The following is a 23,851-nucleotide window of genomic DNA, read 5'->3' as shown; positions in this document are numbered from 1 at the left end:
ATGTTTAAGAAGCGCATTTAGAGCAATACGCAATATACTCTGAATTAAAGTCAATATTTTTTATCTCTCTGTTGATCTAGTCTATAAGAGGTTCGTAATTGAGAATGCTTTTCGGAATATCACCACCGTAAACCATGCTTTTACTTGCGCTTTGGTACTAAAATCCGCATTCTTAGGTGTTTTGTAATACTGACCACCATCAAACTTTTCACATCCTCTTGTGCCGTCTCCATATTCGTAGAGGTTGTAAAAATACTCCTCTGTCCAATCCCCCATGGGGCATACCCACTGCCGTTGCAACAAACCTCTTTCGCATGGGCTTGTTTACGGTTTTTTAAGAGTAGATGTTTTAAAATGAACATGCTTTAATCCTAATTTTACAAATTTGTCTATTTGCCTCAAATTTGACCGTACAGAGCGTTTTATATGATAGGTTTTTTATCATAAAATCTTTAAATCACTCTGTACGGTGCCATTTTGTCGATTTAAATGCACATCCAATCACAAAACGATCAGCAATTTTCTCTAGTTTGCTAACCTGAAATGTTTTTCACTTGCTTTTCAACCAACGTGAGTGGTCTTGAATTCTCTCTCATTGCCTTTTTTCAGCTTTTTTTCATGGGTGTTCAAAACAGCCTTGTGTACAAGATTGGCTTTTGCCAAAAGACTATTTTCCAAATCACGGCATAATCTTACTAACTCACGAGTGCTTGGAAAAAACGTATCTGATAAATCTTCTACCTCATCGCATAAAATCCGTTTAACCATTTTTATCAGTGACTACGTAGAAACACTTTCCAAAATCATTCTCCATAGGTAAGCGCTATACCTTCATGATCGGCCTGTTGCGAAATTTTAAACTACACGAAAGCATCCGAATTTCCTTGGCTATGTCCTCTTTGTTCGCTTTTATTTAAAACAATTCGTGAAATTGATCACATGCTTCTAAGGCAATTGCTTCCTTCTGTTGTGTCAATGCTTGCCATTTTTCAAAACTAAAGGAAACTGCGGAGCTATCATCTCGTGAATGTGTTTCAAAGTGACCTCGAGGCCTGATATCAAGGATGCTGTCTGAGATGCGTTCATCTACACTTTTTTGCCTTTGAGAGTGATTTCCATAGTTTTTTCCATTCTCTAAATCCTTGATAGCTTTTCACACCCAATTGCGTCATGTTGCTTTCCAATAATCTCGAAATTTTGTCATTTCGACTTTGACACGCTCTGGAGGCAATTCCTCATCGATTGCAAAATTATCAGGGATACGACAGTCACTGTCATTTCTAACCCGTTTAGCTTTTTTCGGAATGTTTTTTTGCTCGTGAATGGAAGGTTGGTTTTCTATACCCGTTTCGATTTGCTCTGATGTGGTCTCAACAGCAGCAACCTTTGTTGGTTCGTCAACTTGTTCGTTTGTTTCTAAATTTTCAGAACCAGTTTTTTTACTAAAATGATGGTTTTAGTATATTATATATATATTCTTATTCTGGTTCTTTATAGCTTGATTTTGCTTAGCGTTTGCTTCAGCAAGATCATTACAATGTTTTTTATAGCGTTTTTTATTGTGCACTTTTTCCAGCCTCACTATGAATTTGCGATATGTGCACTTTTTTTATCAGTAAAATCTTTTAGCTCTTCTTCAACGCGCGTATTCGACAAACCATTATCTTTCTCAATAAGTTTATCATTTCTTATTAAGTGTTCGACAAGAGTTGCAAACTTTTTTGCGAGCAATTGCAGTGCGTACAAGCGTTTCAAAGTCTTCTTTAATTGGTGCTTTTTGTCATACATGCGAATGAAAAGCGTTATATAAACTCACCTTTGCTCCAACGTCATTCCATCTATCTCATTGATCCAGTCATTCAAATGGAATCTTATCCATTGCATTGCATTAGACATGCGCATTCCCTTCTTTAACTAAATATAAAATTGCTAAAGCATTTGCTTCGGTGTCATCTTTTGGGTTTTACCCTTTTGCACAACACCGTTTTAATCATCTTTTCTTGTGAAGAGTTGCCTTTATCTGTTGTTATTTTCATTTTTGTAAGTCATTGCTGAAAACGCAAATAGCGCATACCATCGCCTTTAAAACGACAAGATTCAAAATTGACAAGTGCCACTTGTTATACTGCTGTCTACACGAGAAATCGCTCAGCCTGTCTTGGTACCTAGATCAAGGTAGAGAATGATTTGTGTATTTGATGATCATCTTCCCCCATTAAGGCTGTTGTGTATTTATATGTGCGCTATGATAGAGCGTGTTGTGATTGCCTGTCTTGAAAAAATGTTTGTGAGAAAGTACTTGAAACTACTTTTGGGCTAAATTTTTAATTGCCATTCGAGGAAAAATAATTTTAGAAGCAGTTGATTTTCGAATTAACTCTTCTTGTTTTTGAATCACATCTTTTTGTGCACGTATTATTTTAGCTTCTTTATCTATTATTTTGTCTTTTGCATCTATCTCTTTTCTGAGCTTTTGCGTCGTTTTATAAGAGTCATGAAGAGTATAAGCCAATCCCAAATTAGCAATACTAATTGCCTTTCCATCCTATAAAGATGAGGAGGAGGTCAAAGTGCTAAAAAGGTACCTCAAAAAGCAGCAATGATTCGCATTTTAGCATCATCGCGGTGCTGTCTAATAGCGTTATAATAAAGTTACGAAAGGTGGTGTAGAAGGTGCTTTAATTTTTTTTGATTTTTAATAACTCATTGGAAAATAAGAGAGATTAAGATAATTTGGTGCGGACGGCGGGACTTGAACCCGCAAGGTCTTCGACCGGCAGATTTTAAGTCTGCTATGTTTACCGTTTTCATCACGTCCGCGATGTGAGTTCTCTCATAAGCTATATCTTTTATTGAATCAAGAATTAATGACAAAAGAAACATTTTTCATTTTTTAGTGAAATTTTGACTGACAATAGTTTCCTTTATCGATAGAAAAAGCTTTTATAATGTAAATAAAGTATGAAATGATTAGTGTTATGAGTCAATTTATTCAAGACGTCACAAAAGCTATGGTGGGATTGCATCACGTGTTTGCTGAAACACCACTTCAAAGAAATGATTTTCTTAGCCAAAAGTATGATGCAGAAATTTATTTAAAGCGTGAAGATTTAACACCGGTGCGGTCTTATAAGATTCGTGGTGCTTTCAATTTTGTTTCAGAAATGCTTAGCTGTATATCACCAGATTCTGCATTTGTTTGTGCTTCAGCGGGGAATCATGCGCAAGGGGTTTCTTTTGTTTGTCGTTATTTTAAACGTAAAGGCGTGATTTTCATGCCTATGACAACGCCACAACAAAAAATTGAAAAAACACGTATTTTTGGTAAAGAATTCATTGATATTCGTTTGGTTGGTGAAACATTTGATCAATGTTATGAAGCTGCACAATCCTTTGTCGTAGAGAGCGGTGGTGTAATGGCTCCACCTTTCGATGATATTCGCATTATTACGGGGCAGGCAACAGTGCTTTGTGAGGCTGCTTTACAATGGAAAAAACTCAATGGAGAAAGTGAGCCAGATTTGATGATTGTGCCGGTAGGTGGGGGTGGTTTGGCAAGTGGAGTGAGCAAGTTTCTACATGAATATGGTTGGAAAACAAAGCTTCGTTTTGTTGAGCCGCAAAGAGCAGCAAGTTTACTTGCTTGTTTGGAGAGTGGAAAACGCGTCAAGCTTGAAAGCATTGATACTTTTGTAGATGGTGCTGCTGTGGCTGAAATTGGTGCACTAAACTATACAATTCTAAAGCAATTTCCCCCTGATTCTGTCATTACGGTTCCTGAAAATCGCGTTTGTTCTACGATGGTTGAAATGCTTAATGTTGAAGGTGTGGTTCTTGAACCGGCTGGTGCTTTATCGATTGATGCGCTTAACAGTATTCCTCCTCAAGAGTTAAAAGGGAAAAAAATTCTTCTCGTTATTTCAGGAGGTAATTTTGATTTTGAGCGTTTGCCAGAAATTAAAGAGCGTTCTTTACGTTTCCAAGGGTTGAGAAAATATTTTATTTTTAGTTTTCCGCAACATCCTGGTGCATTGCGTCATTTTCTTTCCACATTATCACCAGATGATGATATCGTACGTTTTGAATATCTTAAAAAATCAGCGAGAAACTTTGGTTCTGTATTGGTTGCGATTGAAACAAAAAAATACGGTAATTTTTGTCTTTTAGAGGAAAAATTTCAAACGTTAGGTTGGCGTTACCGTGATATTACTGATGATCAAACTTTATTTGATTTTGTTATTTGAAAAACTGAAATTTTACTAAAACAAGAAGTATAACGATGAAACCTATTTTTTATTCGGTGCTGAGTCTATTTTTCTTTTTGATTGTTAATCAACAGAGTTTAGCATCTCAGCCAACAATAGTACAAAAAGATGAACTTTCAAGAGTCGTTGTTGATGTCAATAATGCTATAAAAAATGGGGATTTTATGCCTATTTCTCGTTATATGCCTGAGCGGCTTTATAAAGAGATGGCACATCGATTGAATACAACAGAGAGTGCTTTACGTAGTGATTTTCTTCAACAGTTGCATAAGAAGTTTGAGGGGTTGCCTTCTGGTGCTTATTATTTAGATAAAGAAAATATAGAGTATTTACAAACTGATAACGGTACTTTGTATGCTTTAATTCCAACAGTTCTTGAGATGAAAGATCGCATCATTCAATATAAAACTTTGGCGATTTTTGATAAAAACCAATGGTATTTAATTTATGGCGGTCAAAAAACTTTACAAAATCCAGTTTTTCTCGAGATTTATCCTGATTTTATCAAGGTACATTTACCGATGGACACAATCATCAAAAAGTAAACGATCTAAATATTGTTTTTATTCATGATAAATGTATTTCGTAAAGTTCTTGCTTTTTTATCATAATCCAAAGATAATAGAGATGAAGGCATTTAGGCTGGTTTGTTGGCTTTTTGTAAAGTGAAGTTTATACGCCTTTATCTTGATTTCAAGGTGTTCATGAGTTGCGCAAGCCGCTTTTTAGGCGTTGCTTCATTTAAAATGTCAGGGATTTCTCTTGCGCGGATTCTTGAGTGGAGAGTTCAGATGGTTACTTCATTTTGAGTTCTTCAGCTAAGGAAAGATTTTATTTTGCCTATAAAAGAAGAAAATGTTTTTACAAAGTTAGGTTTGCCTACTCTTTTGATTAAAAATTTACTCATTGCTGGGATGAGTAAACCTAAACCTATACAAGAACAAGCTATTCCAGTGATGTTGAAAGGACACGATATTTTAGGTGTTGCTCAGACAGGTTCTGGAAAAACCTTGGCATTTAGTTTGCCTATTTTAAGTCAGATTTTGGCTTTAGGTGATAAACGATGCCCTAAAACTGCACGCGCTTTGATTTTAGCTCCAACGCGTGAACTTGCTGTTCAGATTGATGAAACGATTCGCACTGCGGCGAAAGGAGCACATCTTTCAACATGTCTTATTTTTGGGGGCGTATCACGTTTAAAACAAATTAAACGTATGGAAGCAGGTGTGGATGTTTTGATAGCGACTCCAGGGCGTTTGAGAGATCTTGTTCGTGAAAAGTGTGTTGATCTTTCCCAATCTCGTTTTTTGATTTTGGATGAAGCAGATCGTATGTTGGATATGGGGTTTATTCATGATGTTAAGCAAATTGCAAAGCTTTTGCATCAAGAGCGTCAGACAGCACTCTTTTCTGCAACAATGCCGAGGGAAATTGCTGTGCTTGCAAAATGTTTACTCAATGATCCGGTTAAAATTGAAGTTGTTCCTCAAGGTACTACGGCTGTAGAGATTTGCCAAAAATTATATTGTGTTCCTACGAATGAAAAAAAGAATGTTTTAAGTAAACTTTTGACAAATCCAGCTTTTGATTCGGTTATTGTTTTTACTCGAACGAAACATGGGGCAGATGCTGTCACGCGTAGTTTAGAAAAGGTAGGATATTTAGTCGCAACAATTCATGGAAATAAATCACAAGGTGCTCGCCAGTCTGCTTTAAAAGCTTTTCGTGAAAGATCTGTGCAGATCCTAGTGGCAACAGATATTGCTGCACGCGGTATTGATATACCAGGGATAAGTCACGTTATTAATTACGACTTACCAGATGAAGCTGAAAGTTATGTACATCGTATTGGTCGTACAGGACGTAATGGTGCCTCTGGTGTAGCACTTACGCTTTTTGATGAGAAGATAGAAAGGTCCCGCTTGCGTGCTATAGAGCGCTTGATTCGTATGAAATTGGTGGCTGAGGCTGTTCCAGAACAATTTGCAGCGTTTCCAGAAAAGCCAATTGTACGAGAAAATAAAGAAAACGATAAGGAACGCCGTTTTAAAAAATCTAAACGTCAAAAACAGTTTTTAGGTCGAAAAGATGATGCTGCACAGTTGCAGCGGAAGAATTCTTCACCTCAAAATGAGAGGCAGCAAAAAGCAAAAGCGGTAGTAAAGCGTGCAAAGACTTTTCGTTTTCGGAAATCAGTTAAGAAGGCTGCTTAGATAAAGTCTTGAAAAAGATCATGTATAGGAGATTTTTTACTTTTGTTGATTTATTCTCAATTGAAAAGAGTTAAAAGTAAGAAGATTCTTCAGAGTTTTTCATTTTTTAGAAATGAAAACTTCTAACCGTTTGGATTTATTTAAAAATCATTATTGTAGAGGCAATTATTTATTTGCTTTATTCCCATTTTTAAAAATGGGAATAAAAGTAGATTTTATTTATATAAAAATTATTTTTATAAAGGATGTGTTTTATCTTTAATGATAACTTTTAATTTTAAAAATTGATGTCTAATAATAACTCATTGTTTTATATATTTAATAATTCATTATATCGTATTTTTTTTCATTTTTAAGTTATTTATGCGGATCAATCAAAAGTATTCGCTTGCACGTTATGTGTGAAGTTGTCATATAAATAAACATTTGAAAAATAAATAAAATAATTTTTATAAACTCTTTCAAAGGCAATGGGGGATTGCTGAGATTGAGAGTTGAAAAATAGTACGATGGTATGACTTTTATTATAAATAAAGATGGGGCTGATCAATCGATTTCATTTTATACCATTTACGGGGGTGTCATTGTGAAAGAGTCTTGGGGAATTTAAGAGATATCTCTTTAAAAAAGCATGTGACTGCATAATACAATAGCGAGAATGTCATGATTTCTGAAGGCTTTCTCAGGATTCTTAACAATTTAGCTTGTTATCTTGGTTTTTACTGTAAAACACTATTATTTGGGGGGGGGGATATAAAGTATTTGGGAGATATAAAGCCTATAAGACTTTATGTATTAAATGTTTTATGACAGTGTGGTGAACAAGGCAAGGTTGTTTGTAAAGCGTTGAAGTCGTTAGCAGGAGGAATAACCTGTTAGATAAGACGTCGGAGTGTTTACAGATTTGTTTTATATTTTTTGCTTTTAGGATGGGGAGGAGATTATGTGGGGTGTATGGAGATAATATATGACCTTGATTATTGATTCTTCCATTTTTCAAAATGATTGCTTCATGAGCAGGTTTTTAAGTTTAATTTCTTTATTGAGTATAAATCATTCTTTCTTTGGAAAAAAATATGATACAGTTTCATTGCTGATGGAGCTTAATAATTCATCTTTGATGAAAGAAATCGTAATTTATAATATGCAAATAATTGCAGTGCCCTCTTATAGAAGCGCGGTGGTTTGAAAAAAGTAATCTTATTTGTGCTATTCTAAAATGAATCAATTGCTTTTTGCGTTCATTGCAAAAAAACACATCCCGTATGATATTGCGTTTCTATATTTATTGCAAAAATCCTATTCCCTCACTTTTATTAACGAATCCCTCATGTCTAAAAGCTTGAGAAAAAACAATAAACTACGTGGAATAAAAGAAAAGTGGCTCCCCGGGCCGGATTCGAACCAGCGACCAACCGGTTAACAGCCGGTTGCTCTACCGCTGAGCTACCGGGGAACGGTGCCCAATTATTTAATTGAAAAGGCTATAGCAAAGCAATACTGATTTGCAAAGGATAAAATTACTTTTTTTAAAAAAATATGATAAATTGTGTAATAAGAGGAAAAAAGGTGTGAGAAGATTTCTACACCTTGACGGATGCGTTGCCTTCCCTTATGGAAACCTTTATGTTTGTTGACGAGGCCTCGTGGCGGAATGGTTACGCAGAGGACTGCAAATCCTTGTATCCCGGTTCGATTCCGGGCGAGGCCTCCAGCCGATTTTAAACGAAACGGCTTTTAGGGGAGATGAGGTATAGGAAAATAGATTATTTCCCTCTATTCTTGTGAAGACACTTTTATGTGAGAGATTATATAGTTAAAATCTAATTGTTGACTGTGGCGTCCTTTTTTGTAACACCTATAGTTTAAGAGATCTTCGTCCCTTATTGTCGCTGTTTTGTTTGTTTTTTGTAGGTTAGGAGAAAATATTCGTTATGGTTGCAGATTTTGCTGAGCTTCGTCGCAAAATGGTTGACAATCAAATTCGTACAGTCGATGTAACGGATTTATCAGTTCTTGAAGCCTTTTTAACGGTATTTCGTGAAGATTTTGTATCGGAAGATATGAAAATGTTAAGTTATCTTGATACCGATATTGTTCTATGTCCAGTGCAAGATGGGGTTCCTGCACGCTATTTGATGAAACCTGCGTCTCTAGCAAAATTACTACAGCTTGCTGCTGTAAAATCATCAGATGTTGTTTTAGATATTGGTGCAAATAGTGGTTATTGTGCAGCGTTGCTTGCAAAACTTGCAGGGTCTGTGATTGCGCTGGAAAGTGATCAATCTCTCTTTGAACGTGCTCTTGACGCTTTAGAACGTAATCAATGTGATAATGTGGTTGTCGTTCATGGTCCTTTAGAGCAAGGATATGCCGTTGAGGGACCTTATGATGTGATTTTCATTGAGGGATCTGTTGATTTTATTCCTCAAGGTATCTTTGATCAAATGAAAGACTGTGGACGTCTTGTTGTGGTTGAAGGGCATGGAAATGCTGCTATTGCACAAATCTATATAAAAGAAGATGGGATCATCTCGGCTCGTCGTGCTTTTAATCTTGCTGTAAAGCCTCTTCCTTGTTTTTTAAAAACACCTGGTTTTGTATTTTAGAGCTTGTTTGTTCGGTGAATAAAAGATAATTTCGTAATTTATTTGGGGTATGTTGTTGTGTGTATTGTGTTAAAAATAAACAAGAAGTTTCAGGCATGTTTGTTGTTGGTGTTGAGTATTTTTTTATCAGAGACTGTTTGTGCTGAAACATTGATGGATGCCTTTTCTAAGGCTTATAAACACAATGCTAAGTTGAATAGTGAACGTGCAGCTGTGCGTATATCCAGAGAGGATGTTGTTATTGCGCGATCGGGGTTGTTGCCACAAGTTGAGGGGGTTGGGAACTATGGGCGCAATAAGTCTTTTACAGGTCCTTATGTGACTTCTGGATCTATAGGCGTGAGATTAAATCAAAGATTATTTGACGGGTTTATCACGCAAAATATCTTTTCTTCAGCGCAAGTTAAGTTGCAGGCTCAACGTGAGTATCTTCGTAATGCTGAACAAAATACTTTTCTGGAAACTGTAACGGCTTATGCTAATGTCTATCAGGCACGTCGTATTGCCGATCTTCGGAGAGAAAATTTGGCAGCTCTTGAAGAGCAAGTTCGTTCCGATAAAGCAAAATTTGATGTGGGTGAGGGAGGGCGTGTTGATCTTGCTCAAGCTCAAGCAGCACGTTCCGTGGCAGTTTCAGAGCTGAGTCTTGCTCGTGCTGATGTAAAAGCAGCCGAGGCAGTGTATCGACAAGTTATTGGTTCTGATCCTGAAAAGTTAAAAAGCCCTCCCGTAGCCAGAGATTTTCCTGCCAACCTTGATATGGCTTACCAGATGAGCGTTTCTATGCATCCAGCAATCCTTTATGCTAAATATTTAGTCGATGCGAGTGTTTACAATGTAAAGGCAAAAGAAGGTGCATTGCTCCCTAAGGTCGATTTTTCTGCGACAGCGTCTTATAATCGAATTTATAGTGGTCCTGGAGAGGATGGCGTTTCTAAATCAATAGGGTTGTCAGTGAGTGTCCCAATTTTTGAAGGAGGGCGTACGTCTGCGCAAATTCGCCAATCAAGGGAACAGCTTGGACAGGCGCAGCTTCAACTCGATTTGGCGCATAGCAATACGCGACAAGCACTTACTTCTGCTTGGTTTCAGTTGGAGGGCGCACGCTCATCTGTTGTTGCTTATCGTGAAAGTGTTCGTGCTGCTGAAATTGCTCTGAAAGGTCGTGTTCAAGAAAATCGCGTAGGGCAAGCAACGACATTGGATGTTTTAAATTCTCGTACTCAATTGATTAATGCTCAAATTGCGCTTGCAATGGCAGAGCGTAATGCTGTTGTGGCGAGCTATAGTGTTCAATCTTCTATTGGTAAGTTGACTGCAAGTTATTTAGGTTTAAAAACAATTCAATATATCCGATAATACATAAAAGTATCTCTTTGAATCTTATTAAATTATTTTAGTTTTTAAAAGATTAGTAAGTCAACAGTTGAATATGTTGAAAGATATTGCGGCGAGATATTATTTTTATAAGTGTAGAAAACTGTGTGTAGCGCCCTCTTTATGACAAGCATATTTGAAAATATCATAGGAGGCATGTTGATCTTATAATTCTTTTGCATACACTGAAAATATGATTCTATTTGTTGTTGCGTCTTTGAGAGGTTGTAAAGTATGGTACAGAGTTCAAGCGTGTTACGTGAGCCAAGTATGGATGAAATTTTAACATCTATTCGTGAAATAATCGAAGAAAATGCGGTTCAATCTGATCACTTTTTAAATGAAGATGTTGCACTGAATGCTTCAGAAGTGGCATCCGAGGGTATTTATGATACAACCTTATCGGTTGATGATGCTATGAAAGCTTTAGCTGATCGTATTGGTCTTTCTTCTGAAAATCAAGGAGGGAAGATAACGCAAGAGAAAGAGGATATAGAGGCAGAAAATAATACAGTTGGTATGGATATGCAAAAGATGAAGCTTTCTTCTGAAGAACGGAATTCTGTTTATAAAGCAAAAGAATATGAAGATGAGATAAGAAAATCACAGTCAGACGCTGGAAGGGATGGTCATGTGGAATTGTCTGCATATTGTATTTCTTCTGCAGAAAAGATTGCAAAGGATGTATTGCGTCCGGCTATAGCTGAATGGTTACAGTCTAAATTGCCTGTTTTGCTGGAAGATATTTTGCGTGAAGAGATTGTGAAGGCGATTAAGAAATCGTCTTAATTATTTTTACATTATTTTTATGTTTTTCATTTTATGGGGATTTTGTTTGCGATTGTGCGAGCTCTCTAGTGAATGGCTGAGATTCACGAAATTTTGATCAGGTTTTGATCATATATTGTGTTGTTCAGCGGCGTTATGGATGGATAGAATGTTAGAAAAAAACTATGATGCTGCCTCTATAGAGCAACGGGTTGCAAAGAGATGGGAGACTCGTGGGGCTTTTAAAGCAGGAGTGGGTTCTAAAAGTGGTGCAGAAACTTTTTGCGTTATGCTTCCACCCCCGAATGTTACCGGCTCACTTCATATGGGGCACGCACTCAATACGACAATTCAAGATATAATGGTTAGATTTCAGCGGATGCGTGGCAGGAATGTGTTGTGGCAGCCTGGTATGGATCATGCTGGGATTGCTACACAAATGGTTGTAGAGCGCCAACTTGCAGAACGCCAAGAACCAACGCGTCAAGAAATGGGAAGAGAAAAGTTTATTGAGCGTATTTGGAAATGGCGTTATGAAACTGGAGGCATTATTGCAAACCAGTTGCGCCGTCTTGGGATTTCATGTGATTGGTCGCGTGAGCGGTTTACAATGGATGAGGGGTTGTCGCAGGCGGTTCGTGAAGTTTTTGTCACGCTTTATAAGCAAGGGTTGATATATAGGGATAAGCGCCTCGTCAATTGGGATCCTAAATTGTTGACAGCTATTTCAGATCTTGAAGTTGAGCAAAAAGAAGTTCAAGGACATTTGTGGCACTTTAGATATCCACTTGAAGGTAAAGTTTTTGATCCAAATGATGCGACAACTTTTATAACAGTGGCGACAACACGACCAGAAACAATGCTTGGTGATACAGGAATTGCTGTTAATCCTGAAGATGAGCGTTATAAAAATCTTATCGGTAAAAATGCTCTTTTGCCGCTTGTTGGTCGTCGGTTATTAATTGTTGGTGATATGCATGCTGATCCTGAGGCTGGAAGTGGTGCTGTAAAAATCACGCCAGCCCATGACTTTAATGACTTTGAAGTGGGGCTGCGTAATCATTTACGCTTGATCAATATTTTTACCCCAAAAGCTGAGATTTTTCTCCGTGAGAATGAAGCATTTTTTGATGGTTTGATATTATCAGATGAATTAGAAATGTTAGTAGAAAGTCTCGATAAATCTGATCGTTTTGTTGCGCGCCAGAAGATTGTTGCTTTGATGAAAGAACAGGGATATTTGGCTTTTGTTGATGATCATCCCCATATGGTTCCTCATGGAGATCGCAGTGGTGTTCCTATTGAGCCTTTTTTGACAGATCAATGGTATGTTCATGCTGCTGAATTAGCAAAGCCAGCGATAGAGGCTGTTCAACAAGGAAAAACGCAGTTCGTTCCCGATAACTGGAAAAAGACCTACTTCAATTGGATGCAAAATATTCAACCTTGGTGCATTTCTCGCCAATTATGGTGGGGACATCAGATTCCTGCTTGGTATGGACCTGATGGAACAGTTTTTGTTGAAAAAAGTGAAGAAGAGGCTTTAGATTCAGCCGTTGCTCATTATGGTGAGGTGGTTGAATTAATCCGTGATCCGGATGTTTTAGATACTTGGTTTTCATCAGCTCTTTGGCCTTTTTCAACATTAGGATGGCCCAATAAAACGACTGAGTTGTCTACTTTTTATCCAACATCTTTATGCGTGACAGGGTTTGATATTATTTTTTTCTGGGTTGCTCGTATGATGATGATGGGACTTCACTTTATGGGTGATGTTCCTTTCCCAACGGTTTATGTGCATGCTCTGGTACGGGATCAAAAGGGTGCAAAGATGTCAAAATCTAAGGGAAATATTATCGATCCCTTAGAGCTTGTTGATCAGTATAGCGCTGATGCACTTCGTTTTACTTTGGCTATTATGGCAGCACAAGGTCGTGATGTAAAACTTGATGTTTCCCGTATTGCTGGTTATCGTAATTTTGCTACGAAATTGTGGAATGCTACCCGATTTGCACAGATGAATGGTGTGAAGCATGATCCAGCTTTTAAACCAGAACAAGCAAAACTGGCGCTTAATCGTTGGATTTTAACGGAACTCTCTAAAACGATTTCAGCAGTGACAATTGGTATTGAACACTATAAATTTAATGAGTCTGCCGCTACACTTTATCGTTTCATTTGGAATACACTCTGTGATTGGTATTTGGAACTTCTCAAACCTATTTTTCAGGGGGAAAATGAAGATGCTAAAAATGAGGCTCAAGCTTGTACTGCTTGGGTTTTAGATGAAGTTTATAAACTTCTTCATCCTTTTATGCCATATATGACGGAAGAGTTGTGGTCTCTTACAGAAACGCAAGCCATCAAGCGTGAGGATATGCTCGCATTGACAAAATGGCCAGAGGAAACATTGATAGATGAAGAAGCTGCTGATGATATTAATTGGCTTATTGATGTCATCACGGGGATTCGGGCTGTACGTTTTGAAATGAATATTCCAGTGGCTACGCAAGCACCTCTTGTTGTTGTTGAAGGAGGGGAAGTAACGCGAGAGCGTGTGAAGCGTTATGATGCACTTCTTAAAAAATTAGCGCGTATTGAAGTTATTGATTTCTCTGATAAAGTTCCGGAAGTATCAGCACAAATGATTTTGGGAGAGGCTGTTTTTTGTTTGCCCTTAGGACAGTTGATTGATTTGGAAGCTGAACGTGTTCGTTTGAGGAAGGATGTTAGTAAAATTGAACAAGATATTGAAAAAATATCGCTTAAGTTAAACAACCCCCAATTTATAGCAAATGCAAAAGCAGAAATTGTTGAGCGTGAGCGGAACAGGGTTTTAGAACTGCGTGCAGCGCAGAAAAAAATATTTGTTGCTTTAGAGCGGTTAGATTGATTTCAGCTTTTTATTTTTTTGATAGATAATTTCATACCAGTAGGGCTGGTATAGATCTTCTTTAAAGGAAACTTTTCTTTTGTTAGTTTTTCATGAACGATCATAAAATCTCTACTGAAATCCATAGTTTTATGTTTATCATTAAAGAGATATCTTTTAAGGCATCTAAGCCTATTCCATGACGTAGATCATGAATGCTATAACAGTAAATCCATAGAGCTTCCCTTCTTTATGCTTGTGAAGTAGCAAGCGCGCGCCGGTATCATTCTGTCCAATCAGGACAGCTCTTGGCTCAGACCGTTCGTAAGAGGCATTTTTAGTTCTTTCTTACACAGAGTTTTTATCCACATAGCTCTCTCTACTTGTAATGTGCAAGCGGATGGTTTTGAGTGATTTAACATGGAACAGGTTTGGAATGAGAGAATCTTACGATATTTGAGGGACTCATTCAAAGTGCAAAAAGGTAAATTATCATTATAAATCAATTTCTTGCTTTATTATTATAAAATATCATCATTTAGAGTAGCAATATAAGGTATGTAAAATTACACATGTGGTATTTTTTTGTATGTAGTGGTGAGTATTCTAAGGTAGAACTTGTGTGTAAAGTATGAACTAACCCCATGTGAAATGATGTCAGGTGCAATCTGTTAAACAAAAAGCTGTATTGTTTATAGATTGGCAGAGACAAAAAACTTCATCTTTAAGGTGGTAAGGCAGTTGTGAAGTTATAAGTTAACTATCATCATTATATTTATCCATCTTTCGTATTGTTTTTTATACTTAAACGCTTGCCATTCATCATGTATTCTCTTCGTTCTCAAGTTGCGGTTTAATGCACGTTATTCTATTGAACGATTTTTGCTCATACGTATAAAATTTTAAGATCAATAAATCCTAGAATGTTAAAGGGTGTGTTACAAAATATAGAATGATGATTTATATTTAAAAATCAATTTGTTATATATAAAAATTGATACTTAATTTTATCGAACATTTTGGATGGTTTTTATCTATTTGTTTTTTCTTTTAAAATTTTTACTTTAAAATTGCGTATGCTTCTTACTAAGAAAAAGAGTTTAAATATCTACAAAGAAATTTGTAACAGATATAATCATTAAAATTGAGGTAGGGGGGGGAATGGTTAATAGGTTTCAGATATGGAAAAAAGTCACGATTGTTGTGATTTTAGGGGGATTCTTTTCGACTGTTTGTGTAATAGATGTCAATAGCTTGCAAGAAGCGAATGATGGTTCGTTTTATTTTTTTAAACGTATAGAAATGGGCATATAAATCAGGCTATTCCAGCACTCCGTTGTGCTGTTAAGAGGGGCCATATCGGTGCGAATTGGAAACTTGGCTACATCTATGCAAAGGGTGATGGTGTTCCTAAAGATGATTACAAGACATATCATTTTTTTGCATATATCTTTGAAAAAGGTACAGATCTTGGTTCAGAAGATGAAAGTTATGTTTCTGATGCATTGGTTAAACTTGCAGGATATATAAAAAAGGTATTCCTCAATCACCTATGAAACCTGATCCTTCTTATACTATTTGTCTTTATATGCAGTCTGCGGTAAACTAGGAAATCCTAAAGCTCAGTATCATTTAGGAAAAATATTTTTAAAGGGAGAGGGAAGGGAGAAAAATCCTTTACAAGCCACGATGGTTTAAACTCTCAGCAAAAAAAAGGAAATCCTTCTGTTCAAACAATGCTTGGAAATATACTGCTTAAAGAAGGAAAAATTGTCCGTGGGGCAGCAATTTTAACTGCTGCCTATAAAAAAGCTAATGTAAAAGACAAAAATTTGATTCACCCTTTGCAAGAAGAGGCTTTTGCTCTTTGTAATGAATCTGAGAGACGTACAGCAATTTGACTGGTTGCTGAGATTTTAAAGAATAACAGTTTTTAAACATCTTATTGTAATATTTTTACACTCTCTCATATTATATTAAACTCTATTTTCTTGTATACAAGTTCATAATAAAGATAGCTTTTTTTGATAATCTAACGGCTAATGACTTAGGATCTTAGACAAAAATTCTTGCGTTCTCGGTTTTCTTGCTTGCGGATCAGAAAAGAACTCTTTAGATGAACAGTCTTCAAGAATTGTTCCTTGATCTATGAAAATAACACGCTCCGAGACTTTTTGTGCAAATCCCATTTCATGGGTTACACAAATCATCGTCATACCTTCTTCTGCTAAGCTAATCATGACATCGAGTACTTCACCTACCATTTCAGGATCTAGAGCAGATGTTGGTTCATCAAAAAGCATGACAAGTGGATCCATGGTTAAGGCACGTGCAATAGCAACACGTTGTTGTTGCCCTCCAGAAAGTTGACCAGGATATTTATCTTTGTGTTCAATGAGTCCAACGCGTTCAAGATATAACAATCCACGTTCAAGTGCTTCTTTTTTGCTTCGTTTTAGGACTTTGATTTGTGCAATTGTCAAATTTTCTGTGACAGATAAATGGGGGAAAAGCTCGAAGTGTTGAAACACCATTCCTACCTGACTTCGCAATTTAGGTAGATTCGTTTTTTTTGAATGAACAGGTATTCCATTAATCCAAATTTCACCTTTTTGAAAAGGGACGAGAGCGTTAATAGTTTTAATGAGTGTTGACTTTCCTGAGCCTGATGGACCACAAACGACAACGACTTCTCCTTTATTAATATTGGTTGTACAGTTTTTAAGGACTTTAATTTCGCCATACCAATTAGAAACATTTTTTATTTCGATCATATGAGTAGACATTTTTTTTCCTGTTAGCGAATAATGGATACTTTTTTTTGTAAATACAAAACTATTTGTGACAGTGTAAAACAGATAACAAAATAGAAAATAGCTGCTAAGATATAAGCTTCTTGCTTTACACCAAAATTATTAGCAGCAATATCAAAACCATTCAAAAGGCTATGACCACTGATGGCATAAACAAGGGTTGTATCCTGAAAAAGGATAATAACTTGTGTTAAAAAGACTGGAAGCATATCTCTAAAGGCTTGAGGAAGAATGACAATGTACATACTTTGCCAATATGTCATTCCAAGAGCTTGTCCTGCATATTTTTGTCCTTGCGGAACTGAATTGATTCCAGCACGCATAATCTCAGCAAAATAAGCCGTTTCAAATGCGGTAAAGGTAATGAGTGCTGATTTATTTGCACCGATGGATATACCGGTTAAAAAAGGCAGAAGCACGAAAAACCATAAGATAACCATCACAAGGGGTATTGAACGCATAGCTGTTATGTAACTGATTGCAAACCAAGAAAGAAGTTTTATGGAAGAAAGGCGCATCATTGCTAAAAGCGTACCGAAAACAAATCCCAACACCGTTGCAAAAAGAGTTAGAAAAACGCTAAAGAGTAAACCTGATAAAATGTAAGAACGAAATACATCAAAGGTAAAAAAGGAAAAATCAAAGTCGGAAAAATTGAAAGGAGAATAAAATCCAAACTGAGAGCTTATGAAATTCATCATATTCAATTTCCCTTTGTTTGAAAATTAGGAATTTTGAGTATTTGTTCAATGACTGTCATCACAATGAATACAAATAAGGCTATTAGAATATAAAGAGCCGTAACAAGTAAATAATTTTCGTAAACATGGCTTACCTCTTCAATTGCTTGGTATTGAAATTGCATGAGCTCATTTATTGAAACGGCGAATGCTATAGACGAATTTTTCACAATCCCCATTGCTTCTGAAGTAAGAGGTGGCATAATTGCACGTATAGCACGTGGTAGAATAATATAGCGATAACTTTGATAAGTTGTAAACCCCATTGCCATAGCAGCATAGCGTTGTCCAGAAGGAATCGCTTCAATGCCTGAACGAACCTGTTCAGCAATGCGTGCAGATGTAAAGAATCCCAATGCGCATGTTATTAAGAGAATGGGGGAAAATTTCATCGCTGGTGGATAAATCTTCGGAACAACAAAATACCACAAAAACACTTGTACAAGGAGGGGAATATTACGCATAATCTCTACCCAAATAGTACCGATAGTGCGAAATATATAATTGATTATGGATGTTTTGGGTAAAGTGCGCATTGTTCCTATAATAACACCACACAATACAGCTAATATAAGTGAAGTGATAGACAATATAACCGTATTTTTAAAGCCATCGAGAAGTGTATCTAAATAGGTATGGCTCACGCCGGGAGTCCCCAAGCATCCTGTTACCAATGTTTGAGTAAGGTCATCTCTACAAAGGAAAGAAAAGTCCATTAATTGATATTCCCTCAAATTAGTCATTCACAAATAGGGCAATAAACCAAGCATATCTACATAGGCCAAATTTATTAAAAAGTGAATTAAAATATAAACCACACTCAATTTCAAAAGAGTGTGGTTCTTCTTTATTAGATTCTATAAATCTTTTTCTGCGTAGCTTTCTCGAGGCTTATTATTTGGGTGATCCCAAGCATATCTTGTTTGTTTTGATAAGGGAAGGTTCATAACAGTGTTAGCAGGTGGGATCGGTTTCATAAACCACTTATTATAAAGCTTTTCCAGTGATTCATCTTTAATCTGACGTACGATACTATCGTTGATTGTTTGTTCAAATTTTTTGTCATGTAATCTGAGCATACAGGCAATAGGTTCGACTGAAAGTACAGTATCAAGAATGACATAATCAGATGGATTCTTTGATTTAGCAATATGTCCAGCAAGAATTGAAGCGTCCATGACAAAAGCATCTGCCTTACCAGATTCTAATAATAAAAAACTATCTCCGTGATCTTTCCCCTTTAAAACCTTAAACTGAATGTTTTTTGCACGTTTATTTTTACGAATAAGTTGAACAGATGTTGTACCGGTGGTCGTTGCAACTGTTTTTCCCTTTAAATCCTCAAGAGATTTAATGTTAGAGTTTTTCTTTACAGCAATCCGAACCTCTTCAATGTATGTCGTATAAGCAAATGCTGCTTCTTTACTGCGAGCAATATCATTTGTTGTTGAGCCGCACTCAAAATCATAGGTTTTATTTTTTAAGAGAGGAATTCTATTTTGAGAAGTGATGGGAAGATAATGAATTTTAATTGGTTTACCAATTTTTTTTGAGATATCATCAATGATCCGTTCTGCCATTTCTGTATGAAAACCTACATATTTATTATTACCAAGGGCGTAGGCTAAACCAGACGATTCACGGACACCTAAAGTAATTTCCCCTGTTCGTTTTATTTTTTCAAGAGTATCATGTTCAGCATGTGCGACACTTGTAAATCCAATGGCCGTTGCTGCAATAAGCATTAACAATGATTTCTTCATTTATGTCCTCCATTCATTTATTTTTTATTTTAGGTACTTAAAATATACTGTTTATATGCTGTAGCATAGTTATTATTTTTGAGTGGAATTTTTTTGTTGTCTCATGAAATGAGGATTGTACTTTCTTAATTGATATTAAGGTGAATCCAAACAGGAACGTGGTCGGATGGTTTTTGATATCCCCTTACTTCTGTTTGACTATGAGCGCAAATTAATTGATCAACAGCTTCTGGTGATAATAATAAATGATCAATGCGAATCCCATTATTTTTAGGCCAAGCACCCGCCTGAAAATCCCAAAAACTGAAGGAGGGAGTATCGGTGACATTCCGGATAGCATCATAAAAACCTAAATGAAGAATACATTGGAATGCTTTTCTTGTTTCTCGAAGAAATAAGGCATCTTGATACCATTCTTGAGGTTTTTTTGCATCTAATGGAGTGGGGATGACATTATAATCACCTGCTAGAATAAGAGGTTCTTCATACGCAAGTAATGATTTTGCATGTGTATATAATCTTTCCATCCATTCTATCTTATAGGAATATTTTTCACTCTCAATAGGATTCCCATTTGGCAAATAGAGAGATGCAACACGAACAACACCTTTGTTTGTTGAATAAACAGCTTCAATGTAACGTGTTTGTTTATCATTATCATTGCCTGGTAATCGACGGATCACTTCATCTGGTGTTTTTTTAGAGAGAATCGCAACGCCATTAAAACTTTTTTGTCCGTGTGTTTCTATATGGTAACCTAAATTTTCAATTGTATCGCGTGGAAAATTTTCATCAATACTTTTAATTTCCTGTAAACAGACTATGTCCGGTTGGTTTTGCTGCAGCCATTGACATAATGTTTCATGTCGCGCTTTTATTCCAGCAATATTCCACGTTGCTATTTTCATGGTGCTCATCATTAGATATCAAATATGCAATTCAATTTACTGCATTTATGTTTTACTAAAGTCACATCTTTTCTTTTTTGTTTATAGGGGATATTACTATGGTAAATTAATTTATCAAGAGTAGCGGTAAAAGCAAATTTAAAGCTTTAAAATTTAATTTATTTTCATTTTTAAAAAACTTTCTGCTGTTTAGTTCTTGACGAATGTACGTGTTCTCGCTATTAGGAATGAACATAACCGATGTGGATGTAATCAGGTGTTTTGGATATGAGCCGGAAAATTATTCACAGGTGTTAAGAAGATTAAAAGCAAATGCTAGTGCAAAAGGCTATTGCCTTCTCTGCTTATGGTCGGGTGAACTGTTTTGTGCAGGTGTGCCCGATTTTGTGTGTAGACTTAGATATCTGTTCCGATTTTGTTGGGGTGGATGGAAATTAAGATAGAAAAGCCCGATTGGGTAAGACGAATGTAGATCGAAAAGAGGAAGGTTGCATGCCTACCGTAAACCAGTTGATTCGAAAGCCGCGTGTGGCGCCAGTTAAACGTAATAAGGTTCCTGCTCTGCAGTCGAATCCGCAGAAGCGTGGTGTTTGTACGCGTGTTTATACAACAACACCGAAGAAACCTAATTCTGCTCTTCGTAAGGTTGCTAAAATTCGCTTGACGAATGGATTTGAGGTGATTGGTTATATTCCTGGAGAGGGACATAATCTTCAAGAGCACTCTGTTGTAATGATTCGTGGTGGTCGTGTGAAAGATTTGCCAGGAGTTCGTTATCACATTATTCGTGGTTTGCTTGATACACAGGGTGTCAAGAATCGTAAACAGCGTCGTTCGAAGTATGGCGCAAAGCGTCCAAAATAATATTGAGAGACAAAGCCAATGTCCCGTCGTCATAGAGCAGAAAAGCGTGAGATTAATCCAGATCCAAAATTTGGTGATTTGGTTATTATGAAATTTATGAATGCCATTATGTTTGATGGTAAAAAATCAGTTGCAGAGCGTATTGTTTATGGTGCGCTTGATTCTGTAGAAAAAAGAGTAAAAACAGATCCTGTGGCTCTATTTCATCGAGCTTTAGAGAATGTTGCTCCTCATATTGAGGTTCGTTCACGCCGTGTTGGTGGTGCTACTTATCAAGTTCCGATTGATGTTCGTCCTGATCGTCGTCAGGCTCTTGCTATTCGTTGGTTGATAGCGGCGGCACGTGGTCGAAATGAAACGACGATGGTTGAGCGTTTATCTGGTGAATTGATGGATGCGGCTAATAATCGTGGTTCTGCCGTGAAAAAGCGTGAAGATGTTCATCGTATGGCTGAAGCTAATCGTGCTTTTTCTCACTATCGCTGGTAGAAGTTTTAAACTAAGGCAAATATAATGGCTCGCGAATATAAAATTGAAGATTATCGTAATTTTGGTATTATGGCGCATATTGATGCTGGTAAGACTACGATGACTGAACGTATTCTGTTCTATACCGGTAAGAATCATAAAATTGGCGAGACCCATGATGGTGCTTCTACAATGGATTGGATGGAGCAGGAGCAGGAGCGTGGTATTACGATTACGTCTGCTGCGACAACGACATTTTGGGAAGGGCAGGACGGTCGGAAGCGTCGCTTTAATATTATTGATACGCCAGGGCACGTTGATTTTACGATTGAAGTTGAGCGCTCTTTGCGTGTTCTTGATGGTGCAATAGCCTTGTTGGATGCAAATGCTGGTGTGGAGCCTCAGACGGAAACTGTTTGGCGGCAAGCTGAAAAATATCGTGTGCCTCGTATGGTTTTTGTTAATAAAATGGACAAAATAGGAGCTGATTTCTATCGTAGTGTGGAGATGGTTGGCTCTCGGTTGGGTGCTAAAGCGCTTGTTTTGCAGTTGCCGATTGGTGCTGAAAATGACTTTGAAGGTGTTGTTGATCTTGTAGAAATGAAGGCTTTAAAGTGGGATGGTTCTATTGGTGCCTCGGCGGTAATAAGTGAAATTCCCTCTGATTTAAAGGAGAAAGCTGAAGAATATCGCGAGAAATTGATTGAGATGGCCGTGGAGGTTGATGAAGCTGCGACAGAGGCTTATTTGGAAGGTGTTATGCCAACCAATGAGCAACTTGTTTCTCTCATTCGTCGGGGGACAGTAGAAGTTCAATTTCATCCGGTTCTTTGTGGTACGGCTTTTAAAAACAAGGGGGTGCAGCCACTTTTGGATGCTGTTGTTTCCTATCTTCCTTCTCCAATTGATATCCCGGCGATTAAGGGTATTGATGTAAAGACTGAGGCTGAGACGACACGCGAATCTTCTGATGATGCTCCGTTATCTATGCTTGCTTTTAAAATTATGAATGATCCTTTTGTTGGTTCGTTGACGTTCTGTCGTATTTATTCTGGTAAAGTTCAGAAGGGTATTTCTCTTGAGAATACTGTGAAGAAGAAGAAGGAACGTTTGGGGCGTATGCTTCAAATGCATTCAAATTCTCGTGAGGATATTGAAGAGGCATTTGCTGGTGATATTGTTGCTCTTGCAGGGCTTAAGGAGACGACAACGGGTGATACTCTTTGCGATCCTTTGAAGCCTGTTATTTTGGAGCGGATGGAATTTCCTGAACCCGTTATTGAGATTGCAATTGAACCGAAAACAAAAGCAGATCAAGAAAAAATGGGGATTGCTCTTAATCGTTTAGCGGCGGAAGATCCCTCGTTTCGTGTTAAATCGGATGAAGAATCAGGTCAAACTATTATAGCTGGAATGGGTGAACTTCATCTTGATATTATTGTCGACCGTATGCGGCGTGAGTTTAAAGTTGAAGCAAATGTTGGGCAGCCTCAAGTTGCTTATCGTGAGTCAATTACTAAAATGGCGGAAATTGATTATACGCATAAGAAACAATCGGGTGGTGCCGGTCAATTTGCTCGTGTGAAAATTGTTTTTGAGCCTCATGATGGTGATGATTTTATTTTTGAGTCAAAGATTGTTGGTGGTGCTGTTCCTAAAGAATATATTCCTGGTGTCCAAAAAGGGATTGAGAGTGTTATGGGGTCAGGTCCTCTTGCGGGCTTTCCTATGCTTGGTGTAAAAGCGACTCTCATTGATGGTGGCTATCACGATGTTGATTCTTCGGTTTTGGCTTTTGAGATTGCTGCTCGTGCGGCTTTTCGTGATGGGGCAAAGAAGGCTGGTGCACAGCTTCTTGAACCGATCATGAAGGTGGAAGTTGTTACACCAGATGATTATGTTGGTGATGTTATTGGTGATCTCAATTCTCGTCGGGGACAGATTTCAGGAACTGAAGCGCGCGGCATTGCAACGGTTGTGAATGCAATGGTTCCTTTAGCAAATATGTTTGGTTATGTGAATACTCTTCGCTCTATGAGTCAGGGGCGTGCGCAGTATACAATGCAGTTTGATCATTACGAGCCTGTACCTTCGGCTGTTGCTTTGGAGATTCAAAAGAAATACGCGTAATTTCAGGTTGGTAATTAATTTTTAACTTAGTCCTTGGTTTGGACGGAAAATGGAGAGCTCA

General features: G+C 37.2%; 17 protein-coding genes, 3 tRNA genes and 2 pseudogenes. 12 read left to right on the top strand and 10 right to left on the bottom strand.

Annotated features, from left to right (window positions below; translation table 11 throughout):
- Positions 1 to 76: 76 nt before the first annotated feature.
- From ACFIMU_RS00310 to ACFIMU_RS00295, 4 genes and pseudogenes are all read right to left on the bottom strand, one after another.
- A pseudogene (locus ACFIMU_RS00310) lies at positions 77 to 362 on the bottom strand (hypothetical protein).
- A 1,219-nt stretch (positions 363 to 1,581) separates the two neighbouring features.
- On the bottom strand, positions 1,582 to 1,755 hold the full coding sequence (locus ACFIMU_RS00305; RefSeq protein ID WP_375615097.1) for a hypothetical protein: 174 nt from the start codon (positions 1,753 to 1,755) through the stop codon (positions 1,582 to 1,584).
- 550 nt (positions 1,756 to 2,305) lie between these two features.
- A complete protein-coding gene (locus tag ACFIMU_RS00300) occupies positions 2,306 to 2,512 on the bottom strand; it encodes a hypothetical protein (protein ID WP_375696721.1) in 207 nt (68 codons plus the stop codon).
- A 222-nt stretch (positions 2,513 to 2,734) separates the two neighbouring features.
- Positions 2,735 to 2,820 (bottom strand) — tRNA-Leu (locus ACFIMU_RS00295).
- A 146-nt stretch (positions 2,821 to 2,966) separates the two neighbouring features.
- Between ACFIMU_RS00295 and ilvA the strand changes: the two genes are divergently transcribed.
- From ilvA to ACFIMU_RS00280, 3 genes are all read left to right on the top strand, one after another.
- Positions 2,967 to 4,244, top strand: a complete 1,278-nt coding sequence (gene ilvA, locus ACFIMU_RS00290; RefSeq protein ID WP_375608747.1) for a threonine ammonia-lyase IlvA — start codon at positions 2,967 to 2,969, stop codon at positions 4,242 to 4,244.
- Between the two features lie 35 nt (positions 4,245 to 4,279).
- A complete protein-coding gene (locus ACFIMU_RS00285; protein ID WP_375607472.1) occupies positions 4,280 to 4,810 on the top strand; it encodes a hypothetical protein in 531 nt (176 codons plus the stop codon).
- Between the two features lie 291 nt (positions 4,811 to 5,101).
- Positions 5,102 to 6,478 (top strand): DEAD/DEAH box helicase, encoded by a 1,377-nt coding sequence (locus ACFIMU_RS00280; RefSeq protein ID WP_375607456.1) that lies wholly within the window; start codon positions 5,102 to 5,104, stop codon positions 6,476 to 6,478.
- Positions 6,479 to 7,859: 1,381 nt separating this feature from the next.
- Here ACFIMU_RS00280 and ACFIMU_RS00275 read toward each other — a convergent pair.
- Positions 7,860 to 7,934 (bottom strand) — tRNA-Asn (locus ACFIMU_RS00275).
- A gap of 184 nt (positions 7,935 to 8,118) precedes the next feature.
- Here ACFIMU_RS00275 and ACFIMU_RS00270 point away from each other — a divergent pair.
- The 6 genes and pseudogenes from ACFIMU_RS00270 (at position 8,119) to ACFIMU_RS00245 (ending at position 16,005) form a co-directional block, all read left to right on the top strand.
- Positions 8,119 to 8,192, top strand: a tRNA-Cys gene (locus ACFIMU_RS00270).
- 220 nt (positions 8,193 to 8,412) lie between these two features.
- Positions 8,413 to 9,087 (top strand): protein-L-isoaspartate O-methyltransferase, encoded by a 675-nt coding sequence (locus tag ACFIMU_RS00265; protein ID WP_375607444.1) that lies wholly within the window; start codon positions 8,413 to 8,415, stop codon positions 9,085 to 9,087.
- A 108-nt stretch (positions 9,088 to 9,195) separates the two neighbouring features.
- Positions 9,196 to 10,446: a TolC family outer membrane protein gene (locus ACFIMU_RS00260; RefSeq protein ID WP_375607443.1), complete on the top strand. Its 1,251-nt coding sequence runs from the start codon at positions 9,196 to 9,198 to the stop codon at positions 10,444 to 10,446.
- 252 nt (positions 10,447 to 10,698) lie between these two features.
- Positions 10,699 to 11,253: a DUF2497 domain-containing protein gene (locus ACFIMU_RS00255; RefSeq protein ID WP_375607442.1), complete on the top strand. Its 555-nt coding sequence runs from the start codon at positions 10,699 to 10,701 to the stop codon at positions 11,251 to 11,253.
- A gap of 148 nt (positions 11,254 to 11,401) precedes the next feature.
- The gene (locus ACFIMU_RS00250) at positions 11,402 to 14,125 is read left to right on the top strand and encodes a valine--tRNA ligase (protein ID WP_375696720.1); all 2,724 of its coding nucleotides are present in this window, start codon (positions 11,402 to 11,404) and stop codon (positions 14,123 to 14,125) included.
- Positions 14,126 to 15,265: 1,140 nt separating this feature from the next.
- Positions 15,266 to 16,005, top strand: a pseudogene (locus tag ACFIMU_RS00245) (tetratricopeptide repeat protein).
- Positions 16,006 to 16,143: 138 nt separating this feature from the next.
- On the opposite strand, the gene ACFIMU_RS00240 reads toward ACFIMU_RS00245, so the two are convergent.
- The 5 genes from ACFIMU_RS00240 to xth all read right to left on the bottom strand — a co-directional run bounded on the left by ACFIMU_RS00240 (position 16,144) and on the right by xth (position 20,328).
- Complete coding sequence (locus ACFIMU_RS00240; protein WP_273791447.1) at positions 16,144 to 16,890, bottom strand: amino acid ABC transporter ATP-binding protein; 747 nt, start codon at positions 16,888 to 16,890, stop codon at positions 16,144 to 16,146.
- Positions 16,891 to 16,901: 11 nt separating this feature from the next.
- Positions 16,902 to 17,618 (bottom strand): amino acid ABC transporter permease, encoded by a 717-nt coding sequence (locus tag ACFIMU_RS00235; RefSeq protein WP_375607440.1) that lies wholly within the window; start codon positions 17,616 to 17,618, stop codon positions 16,902 to 16,904.
- Positions 17,619 to 17,620: 2 nt separating this feature from the next.
- Positions 17,621 to 18,373, bottom strand: a complete 753-nt coding sequence (locus ACFIMU_RS00230) for an amino acid ABC transporter permease (protein WP_375607439.1) — start codon at positions 18,371 to 18,373, stop codon at positions 17,621 to 17,623.
- A 141-nt stretch (positions 18,374 to 18,514) separates the two neighbouring features.
- Positions 18,515 to 19,420, bottom strand: coding sequence for a transporter substrate-binding domain-containing protein (locus ACFIMU_RS00225; RefSeq protein ID WP_375607438.1), 906 nt, complete (start codon positions 19,418 to 19,420; stop codon positions 18,515 to 18,517).
- Between the two features lie 125 nt (positions 19,421 to 19,545).
- Complete coding sequence (gene xth, locus ACFIMU_RS00220; protein WP_375607437.1) at positions 19,546 to 20,328, bottom strand: exodeoxyribonuclease III; 783 nt, start codon at positions 20,326 to 20,328, stop codon at positions 19,546 to 19,548.
- Positions 20,329 to 20,820: 492 nt separating this feature from the next.
- Here xth and rpsL point away from each other — a divergent pair, with 492 nt between their 5' ends.
- From rpsL to fusA, 3 genes are read left to right on the top strand one after another with little or no spacing between them, the layout of a single operon-like run.
- Positions 20,821 to 21,192 (top strand): 30S ribosomal protein S12, encoded by a 372-nt coding sequence (gene rpsL / locus ACFIMU_RS00215; RefSeq protein ID WP_005773262.1) that lies wholly within the window; start codon positions 20,821 to 20,823, stop codon positions 21,190 to 21,192.
- 18 nt (positions 21,193 to 21,210) lie between these two features.
- On the top strand, positions 21,211 to 21,681 hold the full coding sequence (rpsG, locus tag ACFIMU_RS00210; RefSeq protein ID WP_273791452.1) for a 30S ribosomal protein S7: 471 nt from the start codon (positions 21,211 to 21,213) through the stop codon (positions 21,679 to 21,681).
- A 24-nt stretch (positions 21,682 to 21,705) separates the two neighbouring features.
- A complete protein-coding gene (gene fusA, locus ACFIMU_RS00205) occupies positions 21,706 to 23,790 on the top strand; it encodes an elongation factor G (RefSeq protein ID WP_375607436.1) in 2,085 nt (694 codons plus the stop codon).
- The last annotated feature ends 61 nt before the right edge of the window (positions 23,791 to 23,851 follow it).

The organism is Bartonella sp. AC70YNML (genome assembly GCF_042196545.1).
In the GTDB taxonomy this organism is placed as follows: domain Bacteria; phylum Pseudomonadota; class Alphaproteobacteria; order Rhizobiales; family Rhizobiaceae; genus Bartonella.
This window is presented reverse-complemented; position numbering and strand designations above follow the sequence as displayed.